The 18,372-nt window shown below is 64.3% G+C and carries 16 protein-coding genes; 3 read left to right on the top strand and 13 right to left on the bottom strand.

Going from position 1 to position 18,372, the window contains the following annotated elements; translation table 11 throughout:
• Positions 1-9: 9 nt before the first annotated feature.
• From DEI97_RS03590 to DEI97_RS03570, 5 genes are read right to left on the bottom strand one after another with little or no spacing between them, the layout of a single operon-like run.
• The gene (locus DEI97_RS03590) at positions 10-1,920 is read right to left on the bottom strand and encodes an amylo-alpha-1,6-glucosidase (protein WP_111075751.1); all 1,911 of its coding nucleotides are present in this window, start codon (positions 1,918-1,920) and stop codon (positions 10-12) included.
• Positions 1,917-2,729 (bottom strand): Type 1 glutamine amidotransferase-like domain-containing protein, encoded by an 813-nt coding sequence (locus DEI97_RS03585; RefSeq protein ID WP_111075827.1) that lies wholly within the window; start codon positions 2,727-2,729, stop codon positions 1,917-1,919. Before DEI97_RS03585 ends, DEI97_RS03590 begins: the two co-directional genes overlap by 4 nt.
• Before the next feature lie 10 nt (positions 2,730-2,739).
• Positions 2,740-3,651, bottom strand: coding sequence for a carbohydrate ABC transporter permease (locus DEI97_RS03580; protein ID WP_111075750.1), 912 nt, complete (start codon positions 3,649-3,651; stop codon positions 2,740-2,742).
• Positions 3,648-4,688: a carbohydrate ABC transporter permease gene (locus DEI97_RS03575; protein ID WP_258376761.1), complete on the bottom strand. Its 1,041-nt coding sequence runs from the start codon at positions 4,686-4,688 to the stop codon at positions 3,648-3,650. Before DEI97_RS03575 ends, DEI97_RS03580 begins: the two co-directional genes overlap by 4 nt.
• A gap of 4 nt (positions 4,689-4,692) precedes the next feature.
• Positions 4,693-5,952 carry a sugar ABC transporter substrate-binding protein gene (locus DEI97_RS03570; protein ID WP_111075749.1) on the bottom strand — a complete coding sequence of 420 codons (1,260 nt, stop codon included), beginning with the start codon at positions 5,950-5,952 and terminating at the stop codon, positions 4,693-4,695.
• 90 nt (positions 5,953-6,042) lie between these two features.
• On the opposite strand from DEI97_RS03570, the gene DEI97_RS03565 reads away from it, so the two are divergent.
• Positions 6,043-7,023, top strand: a complete 981-nt coding sequence (locus DEI97_RS03565) for a LacI family DNA-binding transcriptional regulator (protein ID WP_111075748.1) — start codon at positions 6,043-6,045, stop codon at positions 7,021-7,023.
• Between the two features lie 62 nt (positions 7,024-7,085).
• On the opposite strand, the gene DEI97_RS03560 is transcribed toward DEI97_RS03565, so the two are convergent.
• Positions 7,086-8,215, bottom strand: a protein-coding gene (locus DEI97_RS03560) for an IS3 family transposase (protein ID WP_111075747.1) whose coding sequence is annotated in 2 segments (ribosomal slippage) — positions 7,086-7,936 and positions 7,936-8,215 — 1,131 coding nt in all. Because the reading frame shifts where the segments join, the coding sequence is not laid out codon by codon here.
• A gap of 349 nt (positions 8,216-8,564) precedes the next feature.
• Here DEI97_RS03560 and DEI97_RS03555 point away from each other — a divergent pair.
• Complete coding sequence (locus tag DEI97_RS03555; protein WP_111075746.1) at positions 8,565-9,170, top strand: hypothetical protein; 606 nt, start codon at positions 8,565-8,567, stop codon at positions 9,168-9,170.
• Entirely contained in the window at positions 9,170-10,144 is a 975-nt protein-coding gene (locus DEI97_RS03550) for a nucleotidyl transferase AbiEii/AbiGii toxin family protein (RefSeq protein WP_111075745.1), read from the top strand. Before DEI97_RS03555 ends, DEI97_RS03550 begins: the two co-directional genes overlap by 1 nt.
• A 112-nt stretch (positions 10,145-10,256) precedes the next feature.
• Here DEI97_RS03550 and DEI97_RS03545 read toward each other — a convergent pair whose 3' ends face one another.
• The 7 genes from DEI97_RS03545 to DEI97_RS03515 all read right to left on the bottom strand — a co-directional run bounded on the left by DEI97_RS03545 (position 10,257) and on the right by DEI97_RS03515 (position 18,326).
• Positions 10,257-12,461, bottom strand: a complete 2,205-nt coding sequence (locus DEI97_RS03545) for a hypothetical protein (protein ID WP_146248199.1) — start codon at positions 12,459-12,461, stop codon at positions 10,257-10,259.
• Positions 12,451-13,089: an AAA family ATPase gene (locus tag DEI97_RS03540; RefSeq protein ID WP_181439319.1), complete on the bottom strand. Its 639-nt coding sequence runs from the start codon at positions 13,087-13,089 to the stop codon at positions 12,451-12,453. The genes DEI97_RS03545 and DEI97_RS03540 overlap by 11 nt, the downstream gene beginning before the upstream one ends.
• A gap of 119 nt (positions 13,090-13,208) precedes the next feature.
• A complete protein-coding gene (locus DEI97_RS03535; protein ID WP_111075741.1) occupies positions 13,209-13,754 on the bottom strand; it encodes a hypothetical protein in 546 nt (181 codons plus the stop codon).
• Between the two features lie 90 nt (positions 13,755-13,844).
• Positions 13,845-15,743 carry an ABC transporter ATP-binding protein/permease gene (locus tag DEI97_RS03530; protein WP_111075740.1) on the bottom strand — a complete coding sequence of 633 codons (1,899 nt, stop codon included), beginning with the start codon at positions 15,741-15,743 and terminating at the stop codon, positions 13,845-13,847.
• A complete protein-coding gene (locus DEI97_RS03525) occupies positions 15,740-16,642 on the bottom strand; it encodes a peptidoglycan-binding domain-containing protein (protein ID WP_181439318.1) in 903 nt (300 codons plus the stop codon). Before DEI97_RS03525 ends, DEI97_RS03530 begins: the two co-directional genes overlap by 4 nt.
• A 370-nt stretch (positions 16,643-17,012) precedes the next feature.
• Positions 17,013-17,753: a hypothetical protein gene (locus DEI97_RS03520; protein WP_146248198.1), complete on the bottom strand. Its 741-nt coding sequence runs from the start codon at positions 17,751-17,753 to the stop codon at positions 17,013-17,015.
• Positions 17,754-17,918: 165 nt separating this feature from the next.
• Positions 17,919-18,326: a peptidase inhibitor family I36 protein gene (locus tag DEI97_RS03515; protein ID WP_111075738.1), complete on the bottom strand. Its 408-nt coding sequence runs from the start codon at positions 18,324-18,326 to the stop codon at positions 17,919-17,921.
• Positions 18,327-18,372: the final 46 nt, after the last annotated feature.

The following is an 18,372-nucleotide window of genomic DNA, read 5'->3' as shown; positions in this document are numbered from 1 at the left end:
GCGAGCTTGTTAGTGCTGCAGCGCAATCCAGACTGGGAACGCTGCGGCGGCGCTCCACGCCTGGGGTCGGCACGCCGCCGGGTAGGGCGCAGGCCGAGCGACGTCGATTGCAGCATCGCCCGCGTGCAGCTCCGGCATCCGGAAGTCGAACGCCACGGCGGCGGCGAGCAGCTGACCGGCAAGCTCACGCGCTGCCGCGTGGTGCCCTGACCGTGTCAGACCGGCGATGACCACGGCGGTGTCATGCGTCCAAACCGAGCCACCGTGATAGCTCAAGGGCCAGTACCCGGCCGCCGTCGTTGACAGGGTGCGCAGCCCATAACCGCTTGCCATGTCGGGTGCGATGACTCGCGCGGCGATAACGGCCTCCTCCGACTCGGATAGCAGCCCTGTGCCGAGCAAATGACCGATGTTGCTGGTTGCCGAATCCACCGGCTGCTTGTTGACGTCGAGTGCGATAGCGGGATACGACCCGATGCTGTCCGACACCCAGAACGTGTCCCGGAAGCGGCCAGCGAGCCGCTGCGCCCATGCACGCCAATCGGCACCCCCGTCAACGCCGAAGGCGTCCAGCAGGTCGGCACCGTGCACGGCCGCTTCGTACGCATAGCCTTGCACTTCGCAGAGCGCGATCGGCCCGTCTGCAAGCCGTCCGTCGCGCCACTGCACACTGTCACCGGAGTCTTTCCAGCCCTGGTTGGCAAGACCACGACCGGACTCGTCGACGTACTCGAGCAGGCCGTCCCCGTCTGCGTCTCCATAGTCCCGCATCCAGGCCAGGGCCGCTTCAAGCGACGGTAGGAGTGCACGCACCTCGTCGTCGGGAAGGCCTGCGCGCCAGGTGTCGTGGAGGAGACAGATCCACAGCGCAGTCGCATCCACGGTGCCGTAGTACAACGGCGGAAGGGAGATCTCTTCGTTGTCGATGGGGAGGGATGCCTGTCGGAGTTCGTGCATGATCTTGCCGGGCTGCTCAGCCGTAGCCGGGTCAGACTTCTGTCCCTGCAAGGCTGCGAGAACACGCAATGTGCTGCCAGCGATGCTGGTGTCGACGGGCAGCAGGAAACGGGCAGCCCAGATGGAATCGCGTCCGAAGAGCGTGAAGAACCACGGAGATCCCGCGGCGAGAAACTCGCCTTCGGGGCGCGCAAGGCGCAGTGCGTCGAGGTCGTCGGTTGCGCGGTCAAGCCAGCGGCGAAGGCGGTCGTCTTCGACTCCTTCGGGGGCGTCGAACGGTCGTGGTGTGGTGACACCAGCGACCACCGCGTCGGGTGCTTCTATGGTGCAGTCCCATCGCACTTCGATGGTGCGTCCGCGTCGGATCTCCCACTCGAGGACGATGTCGTCGCCATCGACGGTGGTAACGGCGCCCGGCGCGTCCAACCAGATGCGGGCGGACCCCGCGTTCCAGGAGGCTCCCATACCGCTTGTATTCGCGTGGACTGGTTCGCGGCCGGCGCCAGCTTTAACAGCGTCCATGTTCGCGGCGTCGGGCGTCAGCCGCACCGTCACAGTGAGTGGGTCGCCGACGGTATTGGGTTCAGTGTGGCGGTCGGTGATCTGCAGCTGCTCGGTGACCCCGTCGATGCGGACGCTGCGACGACGGTCGAGGCGGACGTCGGGATCTGCTCCGGCTTGGTCGAGGCCGCGGAGGAGACTGCTGAACACGGCCTCGCGTGCGGAACTCGGGACAGTAACGATGGATTCGATCTCCGTCCCGGAGATCTCGATGTGGATCGCTGAGACGAACCGTTGATCGCCAGTCCAATACCCGTGGACGGGGTTCGCACCGATACCACCGTCTTGGCCCGACCACGCTTGTGTGGGAGCCGCGATGATGGCGACTTCGTCGTGGAGAAGCGGCTGCAGTGGGACGGTCGGGGCGGCGTGCTCGGTGGTGGTGCTCAGGACGGTGGTCATGGGGTCTCCTCGTCGGTGAGGTCGGGGGACGAGATCCACGTGGGGCGCCACGTGGGCTGGAGGGTCGGCGCGTCGGGCAGGCGGCGCACGTTGAGAGGTGTAGCTCGCGAGCGATTCGAGTCGCGGCTGATCCGGATCGCCCGGCCGCCGTCGTGGTCGCTGACCGCCTCTACGAAGGTCGCCGGGTGGCCGCGGTAGAGGACGCCGACTCCTTCGTCGATCTCGATGCCCTCCGCTAACGTTCCGTCAGCGATCGCAGCGTGGAACGCGGGCGAGCGGTTCGGGTCGGAGTCGGTGTGTACGCCGAGGGAGTTGCAGACGAATCCCAGGCCGTCGGCAACCGCAGTGGGCGTCGGACCGAAGCTCTGGGTTACCCCGCCGGTGTGCCAGCACAGCGCTCCTGCTGAGCCGCCCGCGAGGACGACCCCGGCTTCCCACGCTTCGCGGAGGACGTCGTCGAGCCGGTGAGCGCGCCAGACCGCCAGCAGATTCACGAGTGACCCGCCGGAGACCCATACAACGTCCGCTTCGAGGACGGTGTCCCGCAACGACGGCACGTTCGGTCGGCCGAAGAGGCGAAGGTGCCGCGCGTCGACGCCAACGGCTCGGGCTGCGGCGAGTTCCGCGCCCTCGATGGTTCGCTGGTCGCCGCCGGCCGTGTTGACATGCAAGACCCGAGGGGCCTGGCCCGCCGGGACCCGTGCGTGGCGGATGGCTTCGAAGAGCAGCGGCCCGTACACCGACTCGTCCCACTCGCCGGGGAGTAAACCTCCACAGGTGGCAAGAATGGTCGGTTCTGACGCGGTCATCGTCGCCACTTCATTCCTTGACCGCGCCGTCGCTGGAGTTCATGATCCGTTTCTGGAAGATGAAGAACGCGACCGCGACGGGGATCGTCATGACGAACGCCGCCGCGAGCTTGATTGGGTACTGGTTCCCGGCGCTGAGCGCGCCGGATGCGAGTGAGGCCACGCCCTTGGTCAAGGTCGTCAGATTCGGCGAGGATGCGGACACGATGAAGTGGGACAGCTCGTTCCAGGAGCCCTGGAACGACAGGATCGTGATGGTGACGACCGCTGGGCGTGCCATCGGCAGCACGATCGACCAGAACGTCCGGAACGTGCCGGCGCCGTCGATTTTTGCTTGCTCTTCGACGCTGGCTGGGATTGATTCGAAGAAGTTCTTCATGATGAACACCCCTGCTGCGTCGACGAGCAGCGGGACGATCATGCCGGCGTAGGAGTCGTAGATCCCCAGTTGGTTGATGACGAGGAAGGTCGGGATGAGCAGGACGACTCCGGGGACCGCCATGACGGCGATCAGCGCGGCGAAGACGGCTTTCCGGCCGGGGAAGCTGAGTCTGGCGAGCGCGTAACCGGCGAGCGAGTCGAAGAAGATCCGGCCCGCCGTTACGCATACGGCGACGATCGCGGAGTTCATCGCCCAGATCCCGAAGTCCGAGTTCGAGAACAGCGTCTCGAACGCCGCTGCAGTCCAGGTCGTCGGTAACGACAACGGGTGGATGGACGCGTCCTGATCCGTCTTGAACGAGTTGGCGATGGCGACGTAGAACGGCAGCAAGTAGATCGCTGCGATCACAGCACCGATGGCGATCAGGAGCATCCCGCGGCCAGTGAGACGGCGGCGAGCTCGGTCAGCCCGTGGCCCTTGAACGATGGCGACGGTGCGGAGGTCCGGTCCTGCGTCTTCTTGGAAGGTGCTCGTGCTCATCGGACGGTTCCTTTCTCGATCCATCGCATCCGACGCCGGGACACCGGGCGCTCACGGAGCACGAAGCGCTGCAGCAGGGTGAAGATCACGATGATCCCGAAGAGGATGAACGCGATCGCTGCGCCGACGCCCCACTGCTGGCTGGTGAACGCCGACGTGTACGACAGGTACGCCGGGGTGAGTGTCGTGTTCGCAGGGGCACCCTTCGTGCCGGTGTAGATCTGGTCGAAGATCTGCCAGGTGCCGATCAATCCGAGGGTCAGCACGGTGAACAGGGTCGGTCGCAGCTGCGGGAGGGTGATTCGCCAGAACCGCGCCCACGCTCCAGCGCCATCGATCATGGCGGCCTCGGTCACCTCAGCCGAGAGGTTCTGCAGGGCTGCGATGAAAAGCAGCATGAACGTGCCGCTGGTGGTGAAGATGGCGAGCATGATGAACGCGCTCATCGCAACCGATGGTCCGGCGGTCCACTCCCACCAGGAGATCCCCAGGAGGGTGTTGTTCGCCATGAACGCCGGCGGGTTGCCCGCGCCGATGTGGAAGATGCCAGTGGGTTCATTGAACCAGTTCGGTCCGTTGACGCCGATCCAGCTGAGGATCTTGTTCACCGCTCCGGTGGAGGAGAACAGGAACAGCCACAGGACGGTGATCGCCACTGAGCTGGTGACCGACGGGAAGTAGAACGCGGTGCGGAAGAACCCCCGCCCGCGCAGGGCCCGGCCGTTGACAAGAACGGCCAGGCCGAGCGCAACCGCGGTCTGGAGTGGGACAACAAAGAGGACGTAGTAGAAGTTGTTCCGCAGAGCCGTGCCGAAGTTCTGCTCGTCGAGCCCTCCCCCGCCGAGGATCTTGGCGTAGTTCTGCGCCCCGACGAAGTTCACGTCCGAGGAGAACGGGCTGCCAACGCCATGCCAGTCGGAGACGCTGACCCAAGCTGCCATGAGGACTGGGACGGCGAGGAACAGTCCGAGGACGATCACCGTCGGAGCGGTGAACAGCCAGCCCGAGATGTTCTCGGCTCGGTTCTTGCGGGACACTGGGTCAGCCCTTCAGCGCGGAGGTCATGTTCTTCTGAACACCCTCGAGCAGCGTGTTCACGTCGGTCGTCTTCAACGATCCGAGCTTTGAGTCGAAGTCGGCGATGACGTCCGCGGTCCCCGGCTTGTTCGGGATGCCTCGTGCGCTGCCCGCTTCATCGAGGAACGCGGCGTACTGCGGGTACTGCTTCTTCCACTCGGATGCCGCCGACTGCACGGACGGCATCACGCCGTACTCCTTCGCGAAGGTGAGCTGCTGATCGGTGCTGGTCATCTTCTCGACGAACGAGAGCGCGGCCTTCTGGTTCTTCGATGCCTTCGCGATACCCCAGCAGTTCGTGAACTGCAGGGTGCCTGCGCCCTTCGGACCCTCCGGGAGCTCAACCACCTTGTACTTCACGCTCGGGTAGCTCGAAGCCATCGCACCGGTGAGCCAGTTTCCTTCGACGGTCATCGCGGTCTTGTTCTTCCCGAACGCGTCACCGCCCCAGCTCTCGCCTAGGTCGCTGGAGAACTTCATCGACCCGTCGTTGAGGAGTCCCTTCGCGTAGTTGAGCGCCTTCGCGTTCGCGGCGGAGTCCACCGTCGCCTTCGTCTGGTCGCTGTTGGTCAACCCACCGCCGGCCTGCTGCATGAAGGCCCCGAGCCGTTCCCACTGCGGGCTCATCGCCAGACCAACCCGACCATCCTGGGTGAGCTTCTCGGAGACGCTCTTCAGCTGGTCCCACGTCTTCGGGATGTCGGAGTCGGTGAGTCCGGCGGCTTTCCAGTCGTCGGTGTTGATGAACAGCGCCAGCGTGGAGAAGTCCTTCGGTGCGCAGTACAGCTGTCCGTCCTCGGTGAAGGACTTCGTCAGGGTCGGGTAGAAGTCGCTCTTGTTCTTCAGGTCGTTGCCGTAGGCGAGGAGCGACCCGTTGGACGCGTACCCAGGAAGCGCAGCAGTGCTGACGTAGAACACGTCCGCCGGCTTGCCGGACGCGAAGCCTTGCGCCATCTGCTGGTCGAGGTCGTTGGCCAGCTGTACGTTCGCGCCGATACCGGAAGACTTCGACCAGGACGCCGCCGCTTCCTTAACGGCCGCGGACTCCGCGTCACCGGACGAGCCGATCAGGATGTTGAGGGCGGACTTGCTCGAGGTGAGCTTGCTCGCATCGCCAGTGCTGCCGCCGGAGCTATTGAAGCCGGAGCCGCAGGCGGACAGGGTGAGTGCTGCTGTGAGCGCGATGGCTCCCGCGGTCAGCTGACGGGCTGTGCGTCGTTGCATCAGAGGACTCCTCATCGGATCTACTTGATCGTTCCATTTGATCGATCAAACATGCACAACATACACGCTCGACGCGCTACGGTAAAGCTCATGTCGCGTCCCGCTACCGTCGTCGATGTCGCCGCGGCCGCGGGCGTCTCGCGCCAGACCGTCTCGAACACCCTCAACAGCCCCGAGCGGGTCAGACCTGCGACGCTGCAACGCGTGCAGGCCGCCATCGAGTCGCTGGGTTATCGCCCCAACGGGGCCGCTCGGCGTCTCCGGACGCGGCAGAGCTCGACGATCGGCATGCGGTTGGAACCGGTGCAAGGCATCTCCGGGTCGGTGCTGGACCGTTTCCTTCACGCGCTCGTGGAGAGCGCCGACAAGCGCCAGCTCCGGGTCCTGCTCTTCACTGCCAACGACGACCACGATGAGCTGGCTCAGATGGAGAATCTGATCGAGGGGTCCGACGTCGATGGCTTCGTTCTCACATCCACCGGGTACGGGGATCCCCGCCCAAAGTGGCTCGAGGATCGCGGCATTGCCTTCGTGACGTTCGGGCGCCCGTGGCAACTGGAGAATCTTGCAGAAGCAACCCACCCATGGGTGGACGTCGACGGACGGAGTGGCACGCACGCAGCCACCGAGCAGCTCCTCACACTCGGACACCGCCGCATCGGCTTCCTCGGTTGGCCAGATCACTCCGGTCAAGGCGATGAGCGCCGTCAGGGCTGGCTAGACGCAATGACGGCAGCTGGCATTCCGGCCGAAGTCGACCTCCGATGTGAAGACGACGTCAGCTTGGCCGCTGAGACGGTTACGACGGCAGAAGCCGGTGGGCCCCCGATCGACGCCCTTGTCTGCGCCTCGGACACACTCGCACTTGGAGCCCGCCTCCGCCTTGCATCGACCGTGCCGATCATCGGCTACGACGACACACCGGTAGCCGCGGCGATCGGGATCTCCAGCGTTGCCCAGCCGCTCGTCGAAGCCGCGGCAGCGGTCGTCGAGCTCCTCTCGGCATCGAGAGTCGACGCTGCACATGCCGGAATCAGCAAGCTCCTCAAACCTCATGTGGTCTGGCGCTAGCCGGGAACAGACCAACTTGCCCTGACGCAAGGGACTGCTGCAGGTTGGGTTGACTCGTTCGTTTAGGCCGCGAGTGCGACCTGTGGGTTGATGATCGTCTCGTACTCGATCGGGGTCAATTTCCCCAGACCTCGCTGGCGTCGTTTCCGGTGATAGGTCGCCTCGATCCAGGTGATGATCGCGAGCCGGAGCTCTTCCCGGCTCGCCCAACGTTTCCGGTTCAGGACGTTCTTCTGCAGAAGCGCGAAGAACGATTCCATCGCCGCGTTGTCCGCGCACGCACCGACCCGCCCCATCGACCCAAGCAGCCCGGCATCGGCCAGGGCGCGGACGAACTTCTTCGACCGGAACTGGCTGCCGCGGTCCGAGTGCACGACCGTCCCGACAGGGCTCCGGCGCTGCACTGCCATCTGCAGAGCGGCGACGGCGAGCGATGACCGCATACGGTCACTGATCGAGTAGCCGACGATGCGCCGGGAGCAGGCGTCCTTGACCGCGCAGAGGTAGAGCTTGCCCTCACCGGTCGGATGCTCCGTGATGTCCGTCAGCCACAGCCGATCCAGGTCTGGCGCCGCGAATGCACGCCGGACCCGGTCGTCGTGCACCGGTGGCCCGGCCTTGCGGTTCAGGCCGCGTTTCTTCGCATGCAATGACCAGAGCCGCTGCTGTGAGCACAGCCGCCACACCCGCCGTTCCGAAACCCGGTGGCCGGCCGTTTGGAGGTCGTCGGCGATGAACCGAATCGCAGCGTTGGTCAGGTGCGCGTCGTCCCAGTCCCGGTTTGTCACGGGGCTGGCACGCCACCGGTAGAACGCCTGCTTCGAGAAACCCAGCACCCGGCAGGCCACCGCGACCGGGATCCGGTCTGCGGCGAGTTCGAGGACCAGCGGGTAGATCGTTTGGGGAGCTGCGACTGGGCGAAGTACGCGGCCGCCCGGCGGAGGATCTCGTTCTCCTGCTCGAGCAGCCGGATCCGCTTTTGCGCGTCCCGCAGTTCCGCCTGTTCGACCGCTTTCCCCGCCGGAGCCGAAGCAGCGCTGATGCCGTCGTCGCGATCTGCGAGGCGCAACCAGCGGGCCAGGCAGGACTCGGACACACCGAAGTCCTTCGCGACCTGCCGCACCGACGTCTCGCCCTTCCGGGCGACCGCGATCTCATCACGGCGGAACTCTTCCGGATACGCCTTCACCATGGCGCACATCCTTCCAGCAGGAGCCAATGCTCCTACCTGTCAGGAGTCAACCGAAGCTGCAGCAGTCCCTGCGTAGAAGTGCTATCCGAAGCGATAGAGGTCATCCGAACCGCCGGCAGACTCTGACCACCATGGCAGCAACGACGCCGCGCGAGCGGCGTCGACACCACGCCAGAGCGCAACGGCACTCGTCCGCGAGCGTTGCGTGCCGCCCTAAGACATCCGCCATCGTCGCTCCGGAATCCACTCGTCGAGGCACGAACTCGCTACCGACCGCACGACTGGCGTGGGCGTGCGACTCTCGCGCCCCCATTGGCACCTTGCCACAAATCCGGTACGATTTTGCGTCATGAGCCAAGTATCGAGCCCTGGAGCTGAGCTGCGCGCGCTGCCGGTCGGTTCGTACGTCCGGATCGCGGATCTGCGCCACGGGTCGCCAACTGCGAAGCGCAGTGCGCTTTCGCACGCTGTTCGTTCCGGCGACCTCGTTCGCCTCCACGCCGGCTTGTACTTCAAGGGCGAGCGGACACGGTTCGGGATGACACGGCCACGGCTGGAGGACATCGCCTTCGCCGTGCTGGGCACCTCCGGCACCGGGCCGGCCGAATACAGCGCTGCTCGCTACCTCGGATTGACGACGCAGGTTCCGAAGGCAGTGCATGTTGCAACGGTCGGCCACACGCCGGATTCACTGGTGAAGGGTGTCGAAGTGCACACGCGACGCAACCGCGCTCGCCTGAACCTGAACCGCTCGGAGATCGCCGTGCTGGAAGTCCTCCGCGACCCGGGGAACTTCGTTGAGCGGGGGTGGACTTCTTTGGTAGACGCGGTCCGCTCTCGTGTCTCCGACGGCGACGTTCGTGTTGAGCCGCTCCGGGCGGCGGCCGACAGTGAGCACTCGCGGGCGACTCATACGAACGCTGGCCGGCTGTTCGCTGACATGGGCGTGGCCTGATGGCTCAGCTTCGGGGCAGCGCCGACCTTGCCGCCCTGATACCGACCGTCTCAGACGCGCTCAGCATTCCCGAGGCCTACGTGGAGAAGGACTTCTGGGCTACTGAGGCGCTCCGAGCGTTGACCGAGTACGCCGACGGTGCCGGAGCGCCGGCGATCTTCAAGGGTGGCACGAGCCTCAGCAAGGCGTGGAAGCTCACGGAACGCTTCTCCGAAGACATCGACATCGTCCTCGACTTCCCCGACGACATGAGTAAAGGGCAACGGGAGCGGCTACTGAAGGGCGTCGCTGACGCCGTCGACGCGCACCTTGGCCTGGGGGCGGGCGCTTACCGGTCCGCGAATCAGACACGCGCTGTCGCGAGGAACGTGTTCGTCACCTACCCGATCCTGCACCCGGCGGCTTCGTTGGAGGTCAAACCCGAAGTTCTGTTGGAGATCGGCAGTCGAGGAGCTCCAACGCCGAACGAGAGCGTTTCGATCCTTTCCTTCGCCGCCGAGTACCTCGTGGGGCAAGGACTGACACCGGCTGACTTCGACGAGTTGACGCCGGTGCAGTCGCACGTGCTCGTAACGGAGCGCACCCTCATCGAGAAGGTGGCGCTGTTGGCGAATCGGGACGCCCGATACCGGGCAGGAGAGAGCACCGCCTTCGAGGGCCTTGGACGGCACTTGTACGATGTGCACGCCTTGTTGAACGACTCGGACACGAAGGAAAACATCGCCCTGCTGGGCGACGACGGGATCCGAGCGGTCGCCACCGACGTGCACGACCGGAGTATCGCAGCGAACTGGTCGAGCGTGGCGCGCCCGGACGAGGGCTGGATTGCGGCAGCGGACTGCTTCACTTCCGGAAGCGCCTCGTCGGACGCTCTCGCAGCCGCTTACGCGCGTGCAGCGCCGATGATCTACGGGGACGCGCCCACCTTCGCAGCGTGTGTCGAAGTGGTCGGCTCGTACACCGACGTCATCTGACTTTACGTCCGCGCACCGCACGGCCTAGCGGTTGCATGCTGTCCGTTGCCTCGCGTCGGCGGCGACCGCCGGCCAGTCGGAAGGCTGGACGGTTCCTATCGATTGTGGAAGATCAGCTGGGATCAGTGTCGTCTTCGCTAGCGACGGTGCTTTCCTGAAGGCGGCGCTTCTGCTCTGCCGCTCGTGCAAGTAACTCCGGCGGCCACGGTGCGCGGACGTCGTTGCGGTGGTAGCCGAGTAATGGCGCAAACACCCCCGCCGCGTCTCCACCATGCCGGGATATGGCACGGCTCGGATCCGCTACGCCGAAGCGGTTCGCTTCTTCTTCTGTCATCATCTGATCGAATGCGGTCTGCGTCGTCCGCGCCAGCTCGAGCAGCTGTACTCGTCCGAGCCCGTCGGCAACTTCGATTGCCGTCACGCTCCACTGGAAGGTGCGAAGTCCGCCCGTAGGTGACTTGTCGACCGTGATGTAGTGCGAGTTCGCAGCATCACTGCCCGCGCTCAGCGCGTCGTGAAGCCGACGCCGAGCGGCTAACGACGTCTCCAGCAGCGTTTCCAGCTCGCTGAGTTCCTCGGGGAGCGTGAACGCGGGAAGGGGCACGTTGAAGTGGGTCCCGGCATGCTCGAGCGTGGTCATCAGTGATCGTGTCGGGTGCTCGAATAGGGAATCGCTGATGTAGTTCGAGTGGATAGTTCCGATGTGTTCGTCGGGGCCGAGGACGCCGTTGGCGCGGAGTCGAACGGACATGAGGGGGTCGCGAAGCGCTACGTCGGGTGGAAGGAGGTCGGCTCCGAAGCGTTCCGCGTCGACGACTTCGAGGACGGTGATCGCGACCATGCCCGGCGTGACGTGGATCAGGTATCGCCGTGGCCGCGCGAAGCCGAGGGCGGAAGTCTCTTCCACGCCAGTCTGCTCGTACACTGCTGCCTCCGACTGCGCCCGAGATTGGTAAAGCGCGAGGACGTCGGTTTCGTCACCGGCGGTGACACGACCGGTCGGCGCAACACGATCGAGCGCGTCGGTCAGGCGCTTCCATCGGACTTTCTGAGGCGGGAACTTGAACAACGAGGTCACCGCAAACCGGGGATGCGTGTTCAGTGCGCCGAGTGCTGCCGCGGCCGCATCCCGATCTGCTTCCGAGTCGAAGGTCACCGTTGCATTCATCGCTAAGCCTTCGAACGTGAAGTCCACGGCGAGGGCAGGCAGCTTCGCGACAGATCGACGCGGAGACAGCTCCTTGCCGATGTTTTGCACGGTGTCGCCATGGTTGCGGAGCGTTGCCCGACCGAGCCGCGCGACCATGGTGTTGTACCGGGCGATGGCGGACAGGACGAACTGCTGCACCGCCAGCGACGTCACTGATTGCAGCGGACTGACGGCGAACGTACGTCGGATCAAGGCGACCGTTACCGCAAATACGAATGTCGATGGCACGAACAAGCCGGACACCGAGAAGTCTTCGTCCGAAACGCTGACGATGAGTTCCTGTTCTACGAGGCGCTGCATCGCGCCGAGCGGGTCATCGAGGTGTCCCGCTCGGAGGACTGCCCATCGCACGACCAGCGCGGTCGGCGCTGCGGTTTCAAAGCGCCCCGCTGGGTCGACGACCTCGATCATTGCCCACAACAATGCTAGTTCGTCACGGCTGAGGCCAAGAAGCCGGCGAGTGCGCGCATCAACGGCGTCGTGCGGTGCTTCATCAAGGATGTGCGCGAGACTGCCGTGCAACCAATGCTCGACCGCGGAGTGTTCTGCCAGCCAGGTTTGGACGGCATTCAGCGCCGATGTCGCGACGACGCGACGTGATTCACGGGTCAGGATTCGTTCCCAAACGTGTGCTCGGCGACGGTCATGGAACCACGCGTCACCATCGGCGGATTCGACGAAGACGTGCACGTCGATGAGTTGTTGTCGGAGGGTTTCGATTTCGAGCAGATCGACGTCGAGGTACGCAACGAGGAATTCCGTGTCGGGTGAGTCAACGAACACCGAGAGGCGTTTCGCAGCGTCTTGCACGTGCGGCGGCAGTCGCTTCCATGCGGCGTTGAGCAGTTCGACGAACGCTTCGCTGCCGCGGAGTGCGGTGATGTCTCCGCCGTCGTTGACGAGGTCGATCGCCGATTGGATGAACAACGGGTAGCCGCTGGAGAGGTCTGCTACTCCGTCCCACTGGTTGACGGGGATTGCCGCAGCCGCCAGCCACCGGTCAATGTCGGAGCGATGCAACGGATCGAGTTCACGATGCCGTGCGTTGCCGACCTTCAGGACGTGTAGGAGGGCTTGGCCGGACCCTTCCGCTGTGCTAACGCCCACGACGATGTGGGACGGCTGGCGAATCGACCGTCGCCATCTCCTCCAGAATCGCAGCGTCGTTCGTCGATAGCTTGTCAGCGTCATCGATACGAATCACTATGGGCACTCCGACCCATCGCTGAATCTGAGAAGCGAGGTCAACAAGCTCCCGCGCAGCGTGGCGCGTTGCGAGTGCACTGAGGCGGTGATGGAAGGTATCCGCCGCACTGTCCACGACCGCAGTCAGCGCGGACCGTATCAGTTTTCCTGTCTCTGCTCCGAGCTTCGACTCCACGAAGCCGAAGAGTGCGTTGACCGCAAGTGCCCCGCCTTCGGTGCGGATTGCATCACCGGTGTTGGTGACGATTGTGGTGAGCCGCGTCCAGATCTCAAGGTCACCGGGGTGTGCATCTCGGTGCGCCACGACAACATGTCCGAGCGACTCGGCGACGGCTTCTTGGAAGGCACCATCGACACGGCTGACAGATTGCACCGTGCCGAACAGGGCAGGAGTCGGCCACCGGTCTGGGAGCGCGTGCAGCAGCGCCGACTTCCCAATACCGGAGTCGCCGGCAAGGATGATTACCCCGGGCTTCTCAACGGTGAAGGCAACGTCGGGGTCGCGGCCATGGAGTGAGGCGGAGTGCACGTGCTTATCTTCCCGTGCCGGCTCGTCCAACTGGTGAAGACACGGCTCCCTAGATGGCCCCCGACCGTAGGAATCACGCGGGGTGCTCCCTGTGGCAGCACCCGCTGGTTCGGTATCGGTCAGCTCACGTAGTCGGCACTGCCGTCCCATCGCCCGTGGACTTTTCCGGTCGCGAGTCCGCTCCAGGAGCCGTTCAGGATGTAGAACGCCGCGCCTCGGAGCCGCCAGGTCACGCCGACGAGATCTTCAACAAGTCCAACCATGCCGTCGAATGTGGTCGCGGTGATGTCCTGCTCGCCGTCTGGCTGACGCTCGAGCTCTGCAAGTTCCCATCTGCCGCTGAGCAGGTCGGCGCGGAGCATGTCGTGGACGAACCGGTTCCTCGTCGCGTACAGCTTGTTCGCGGCGGTGAGTGTCGCGTTGACTGCTCGCCGGCCGACGTCGTCGATGCGATCATGCTGGGCGAGGAGCGCTTTGCACTCCTTGACGATGGTCGTGATGAACCTCGGCGCATCAAGGAACGCATCGATCTCGTGACGCCCGCGTAGCGCCGCGTGCACGAATCGGAGTGCCGCGTCTAGGCTCGTCGTCTCCGAGGTGATCCTGCCCAGCAGGAACACCCGTTGGTCAGAGGGTGGCAGCGCCCGCAGCGCGTCGAGTTCCATGCCGCCACACTGCCATGCTCGAACAGCAGGGGACTGGAACCTATGGTCCACGACTCGTAGGACCCGGGTCCTGCCGTGGCTCATTTGCGTTCAACCGCGGAGCGCGTCTTGGGCTTGCACCCGTACCGCTTGTAGTGCCGCCAAGATCCCGCCGATACCACCGGCGACCATTCCACCTGCGACGGCGATCGGCGCGATGCGGAAGTCGAAAACCGGAATCCAATGGCGGGCGACGGTGACTGCAAGCACACTTACCATACCCATCACGAAGCCGGCCGCGCCGCCTGCGAGTCCGATGATCGATGATTCCAACAGGACCAGTCCGGCCACCTGGCCGCGCCGGGCTCCGAGCGCCTTGCGTAAGCCGAATTCGCGACGGCGTTCCAAGACGGCCAGGACCATGGCGTTCCCGAGCGCTGCGACTGCCGCGAGTAGGGCTACGACGGTGAAGGCCACGAGCGTAGTTTTGACGTCCGACTCGATTTCACCGCGGAGAGTCGTCGGGTCTGCCGGAGCGTTCACAGCCAACCGGTCGGGGTCCGTCGGTAGGACGGCTACTCGGATCTGGCGGGCCACCTGCTGCGCTGCGCCGGCGTGGGTTTTCAGCATCAGCATTCCTTGTGCCGCGTCGGGCAGCCCGAGTTGCTCGTCTGTTCCGCTCAAAACGGCCCCGAGTAGCGAGGGTTCGCGGGGCGAGTCTTTGACGACGCCAACGACTCTTGCCGTCACCCCGTCGAGCATTACCGCTGGCGAACCAGCCAAGGGTCCGAGCAGGAGTTGGTGTGCCAGCGACTCGCCGACGAGAACCTCATCAGGTTTGAGGAAGGCCCTGTGGTTGGGCGCCCATCGAATCTTCAGTCCGGCGGCGGCTTGTATTCCGTCCGACGCTGAAACTGCTTTTGCCTGCAGGGCTGTACGTTTATCCGTTACCTGTATCTGAGTGCTGCCACGCTCGAGAAGAACAGCGCGCGCGTCAACGCCAACCACCTGCTCGCTACCACGGAGCGCGCTTTCGGCGCTCGGCGCGTTGTCCTGGCCGTCCTTTTCCATCTGCCAGGTGACGGAGACGTCCCGGTTGGTATGGGCATTGAACCGATCACTCACTTGCGCTGCGGCGGAATCGGAGAGACCGAGTGTCGTTACTGCGAGAGCGACTGCAGTCGCGACAGCGGCGATTAGGCCGGCGGAGCGACTGGCGCGAGAACCGATCGTCGCGAGCGCGTCCACGATAAAGTCGCGGCTGCGTATCCGTGATGAGTCGCGCGTTCGCTGCGTAGGTGTGGCCGTTGGTAGTCCGTTGGCTTCGCTTCGGGCGGCGGACATCTCGGTCACCTGGTCGACACGGCCGTCCCGTATGCGGATGACCCGGTCCGCCATCGCGCTGATCTTCTCGTCATGGGTGACGAGGACGATGGTCCGTCCTTGCCGCGAGAGGCTTCTCAGTAGTTCGAGGATCTGAGTCCCGTTTGCGCTGTCCAGGTTGCCGGTGGGCTCATCTGCAAGAATCACCGGCGCATCGCTGGACAGTGCTCTGGCGATTGCGACGCGCTGACGTTGCCCGCCGGAGAGACGTGACGCGGTCTGGTCTGCGAAGTCTGCAAGCCCCACGCGGTCAAGAGCTCGGAGCGCTGTCTCGCGCCGTTGGCGGTGAGGCGACGCCTGATAAAGCAGCCCGAGTTCGACGCTGTCAACGACGGGGCGGTTATCGAGCAGATGGAAGTTCTGGAAGATGAATCCGAATTGGGACGCCCGCAGACCAGCGAGCTGCTTCTCTGTGAGCAGGCCGACGTCGATTCCGTTGAGCTGATAGGCGCCGGCAGTGGGTTTGTCGAGCAGACCGATCATGTTGAGTAGCGTCGATTTCCCCCCGCCGGATGGGCCGACGATAGCGATGAACTCGCCCGGCAGGATGTCGAGGTCGACACCAGAAAGCGCAGCGCCGGTCGCTGGCGCCGGGAACACACGGGTGAGCCCTCTTAGCGAGATCATGGGCCGTCTACCCGAACACGGTCACCGGCTGCGAGCCGACCGCTCCCATCGAGCTGGATCGCGGACTCGCCGTTCAGCTGGCCGATCTCCCGTACGGCCACACTCGCAAAAGTGCCGTCCTTCTGTTCGACGAGGACATGCGCCGGACCTGACCCCCCGGATGCGACTGCGATCGAGGGGACGATGAGAGCGTCGCCTGCCACGACCTGCACTTGAGCGGTTACGGTGACTTCTTCACCGATCTTGTCCTCCGCGATCTGACCGTCGTCAGCGGTGGCGACGACCGGCACAGCGGCTGCGCCGTCCTCTTTCGCGGTACCGATGGATTCGATGTGAACCGGGACTGCTCCGCCGATGTCAGCCGATCCTGGCAACCCAGCTGTGAGCAGATTCGCCGAGAGGGGCGGCACGTCGCCGCTGAGACGCAGCGAACCACTCTGCACAGCGATCTTTGCGTCTTCACCGATGGCGGAACCGATGGCCGGCGCTGAGCTCAACACCGCGGGCAGGGTCGGGAGCACAATGAATTCCCCAGGAGCAATCACGAAACCGGGCACGTCTGCTGTGCCACCACCGTCAATCACCGACGACTCAGCGGTAGAGGAGTCGGTTTTCGTCGTCCCTGAGCCGCCCGTTGCTGTAGCTGACTTGCCTCGTCCAAGTTGGTCGGCTGTTCCGGGCTCGGTCGGAGCCTCGTACCCTGCGGCTCTGTACAGCGCCTTCACGGCGCTACTCGTTCCACTGCCAAAGCGGCCGTCTTCGGCGACAACGTGGCCTGCTGCTGTCAGCGCGTGTTGCAGTTGGCGGACATCCGGCCCGTGGTCACCCTCACGGAGGACGCGGTAAAAGGCGAATCCGCCTGGGATCGCGAATACCGGCCGACCGTTGATCTCAGTCACGACGGTTCCCGCTTGCATCCGTGTCCCAGGTGCGGTGGGCACAGCGGTGACGACGGAGGGTGCGGAGGCGGCGCTCAGGCTTATCTCGACCGTAGAGTCGCGGACGACTTTCGCACGGTATGACACTGATCGGACGAGGTCACCCTTGCGCACCTGCGCCGTGATCGCCCCGGGCGAAGGGGCGGCTGCAGCCGCTTCCCGCTGCGCCGGCGACTCGAAGCGCAATGCCATCGCCCAACTAGCCGCAGCGACGGCCACCACGAGAGCCGCCGTGGCACCCCCAATGAGGAGCTTCCTGTTCCGACTTTTTTTAGTCATTGCGGCCTTTCGCCGAGAAGCGCCGACAGCTTTAGCTGTCGGCGCTTCTACGTTATCGGTTGCGCGGGGCGTTGTTCGCCACGATCTGCGTTGCGGCCTGAAGTCTCTTTTTTGCCTCAGAGGCGTAACGCTCGAGATCGTCACCTCGGTCCTGCATGACATTCACCTGCGCTTCCCACTCGGCGTCGTACAGCGATTTCGAATAGCCTGTGGTTTCTCGACACTTTGCATCAGCCACCGCAACTCGTCGTTCCTCATCAGGTACCGAAACGGTTCCATCCGGGCCAACGGCCCCGTCGACGCTGGGGCGCAGGGCGCTGACCGAGGCAGACGGCATTTCCATCGGCGAATTCGGCAAGTCCGGGACGCCGGCTGACGCCATGCACTTCTGCCAGGCGGAATCGGCTTCCTTCACTGACGGGACGTCCCGCGCGTCGGCAAATGCTACATTCGCGAGCTGTTCCGCGAGGTCGTATGGGCTTCGGGTCCCGGTCTCTCCGATCTGGCGACGCGCTGAGCCCATGCACTTCGTTACCTGCCCTTGCGCTGATCCACCGACGGTCCGGTTCGCTTCTTCGTAGTCCGCCCATCGTTGAGCGTCATCCGTTGAGAGTGCCAACTCGTGGGAGTTGCTGTAACCGTACTTCTCGGCAAGGTCAGCGTTGAAGAGCTTGCGGTGCACCGGATTCCACGATTCACCGGGGCGGCCGTCCACGCTCGTCACAAGCACCGACCAGTTGAATCCTGCGTCCTGCATGCAGGACTGGATGAGCAACTGTTCTGCGTCAATCACGGTGTCAACCAGGGGCGACTGGTACTGGTCAAGTGGGAGCGTCCACTGTGCTTCGTTCTTCTGTGGGAGCTCTGACTGAGCATTTTGACCGGAGCATCCGGCGAGCCCCAGCGCGAAAAGCGCAGCGAGCGCTACGCCGCCAGATCGGAGAGCACTACTCATGAGCTAGTTGCAGTATCCGGTGAAGCAGGCTGACGAGACCTTGTCGTTCAGGTCAGCGTATCCGAGGTTGGTCGTGCCGTAGCCCATAGTAAGTGTCTTCTTAGGGCCCTGGTAGCTCTTCAGGTCGTACCAGGTGGCGTTGCGACCGGTGGTGCCGTTGTTGAAGGCTGAGGATGCAGCATTGTCCGTCAGGGTGTGCAGCGTGCCCACCCAATAGCCGACTTGCGAAAAGTCCTTCACATTCTCAAAGAAGTTGATGTGACCCTTGCCGTAGTTTGCGTCTTCGTACGTGCAGCCCCGGCCAGACTCGCAGCCAGCGGGTGCCGCGGACGCAGGTGCTGCAGTGAACAATGCCCCGCTTGCAACCGCCGCGACGACAGCCACGGAAGCGAAGTGCTTTTTGAAACGCATTTTTTACTCCTTCGAGTTGAATTGCACCACGAAGACCCCCCCGAGT

It is taken from the genome of Curtobacterium sp. MCLR17_032, assembly GCF_003234795.2.
In the GTDB taxonomy this organism is placed as follows: Bacteria; Actinomycetota; Actinomycetes; order Actinomycetales; family Microbacteriaceae; genus Curtobacterium.
This window is presented reverse-complemented; position numbering and strand designations above follow the sequence as displayed.

Excerpts from the sequence above, each read along its gene's own strand:
- DEI97_RS03590 (WP_111075751.1), bottom strand. The coding sequence starts at position 1,920 with ATGACCACCGTCCTGAGCACCACCACCGAGCACGCCGCCCCGACCGTC.
- DEI97_RS03585 (WP_111075827.1), bottom strand. The coding sequence starts at position 2,729 with ATGACCGCGTCAGAACCGACCATTCTTGCCACCTGTGGAGGTTTACTC.
- DEI97_RS03580 (WP_111075750.1), bottom strand. The coding sequence starts at position 3,651 with ATGAGCACGAGCACCTTCCAAGAAGACGCAGGACCGGACCTCCGCACC.
- DEI97_RS03570 (WP_111075749.1), bottom strand. The coding sequence starts at position 5,952 with ATGCAACGACGCACAGCCCGTCAGCTGACCGCGGGAGCCATCGCGCTC.
- DEI97_RS03565 (WP_111075748.1), top strand. The coding sequence starts at position 6,043 with ATGTCGCGTCCCGCTACCGTCGTCGATGTCGCCGCGGCCGCGGGCGTC.
- DEI97_RS03555 (WP_111075746.1), top strand. The coding sequence starts at position 8,565 with ATGAGCCAAGTATCGAGCCCTGGAGCTGAGCTGCGCGCGCTGCCGGTC.
- DEI97_RS03550 (WP_111075745.1), top strand. The coding sequence starts at position 9,170 with ATGGCTCAGCTTCGGGGCAGCGCCGACCTTGCCGCCCTGATACCGACC.
- DEI97_RS03535 (WP_111075741.1), bottom strand. The coding sequence starts at position 13,754 with ATGGAACTCGACGCGCTGCGGGCGCTGCCACCCTCTGACCAACGGGTG.
- DEI97_RS03530 (WP_111075740.1), bottom strand. The coding sequence starts at position 15,743 with ATGATCTCGCTAAGAGGGCTCACCCGTGTGTTCCCGGCGCCAGCGACC.
- DEI97_RS03515 (WP_111075738.1), bottom strand. The coding sequence starts at position 18,326 with ATGCGTTTCAAAAAGCACTTCGCTTCCGTGGCTGTCGTCGCGGCGGTT.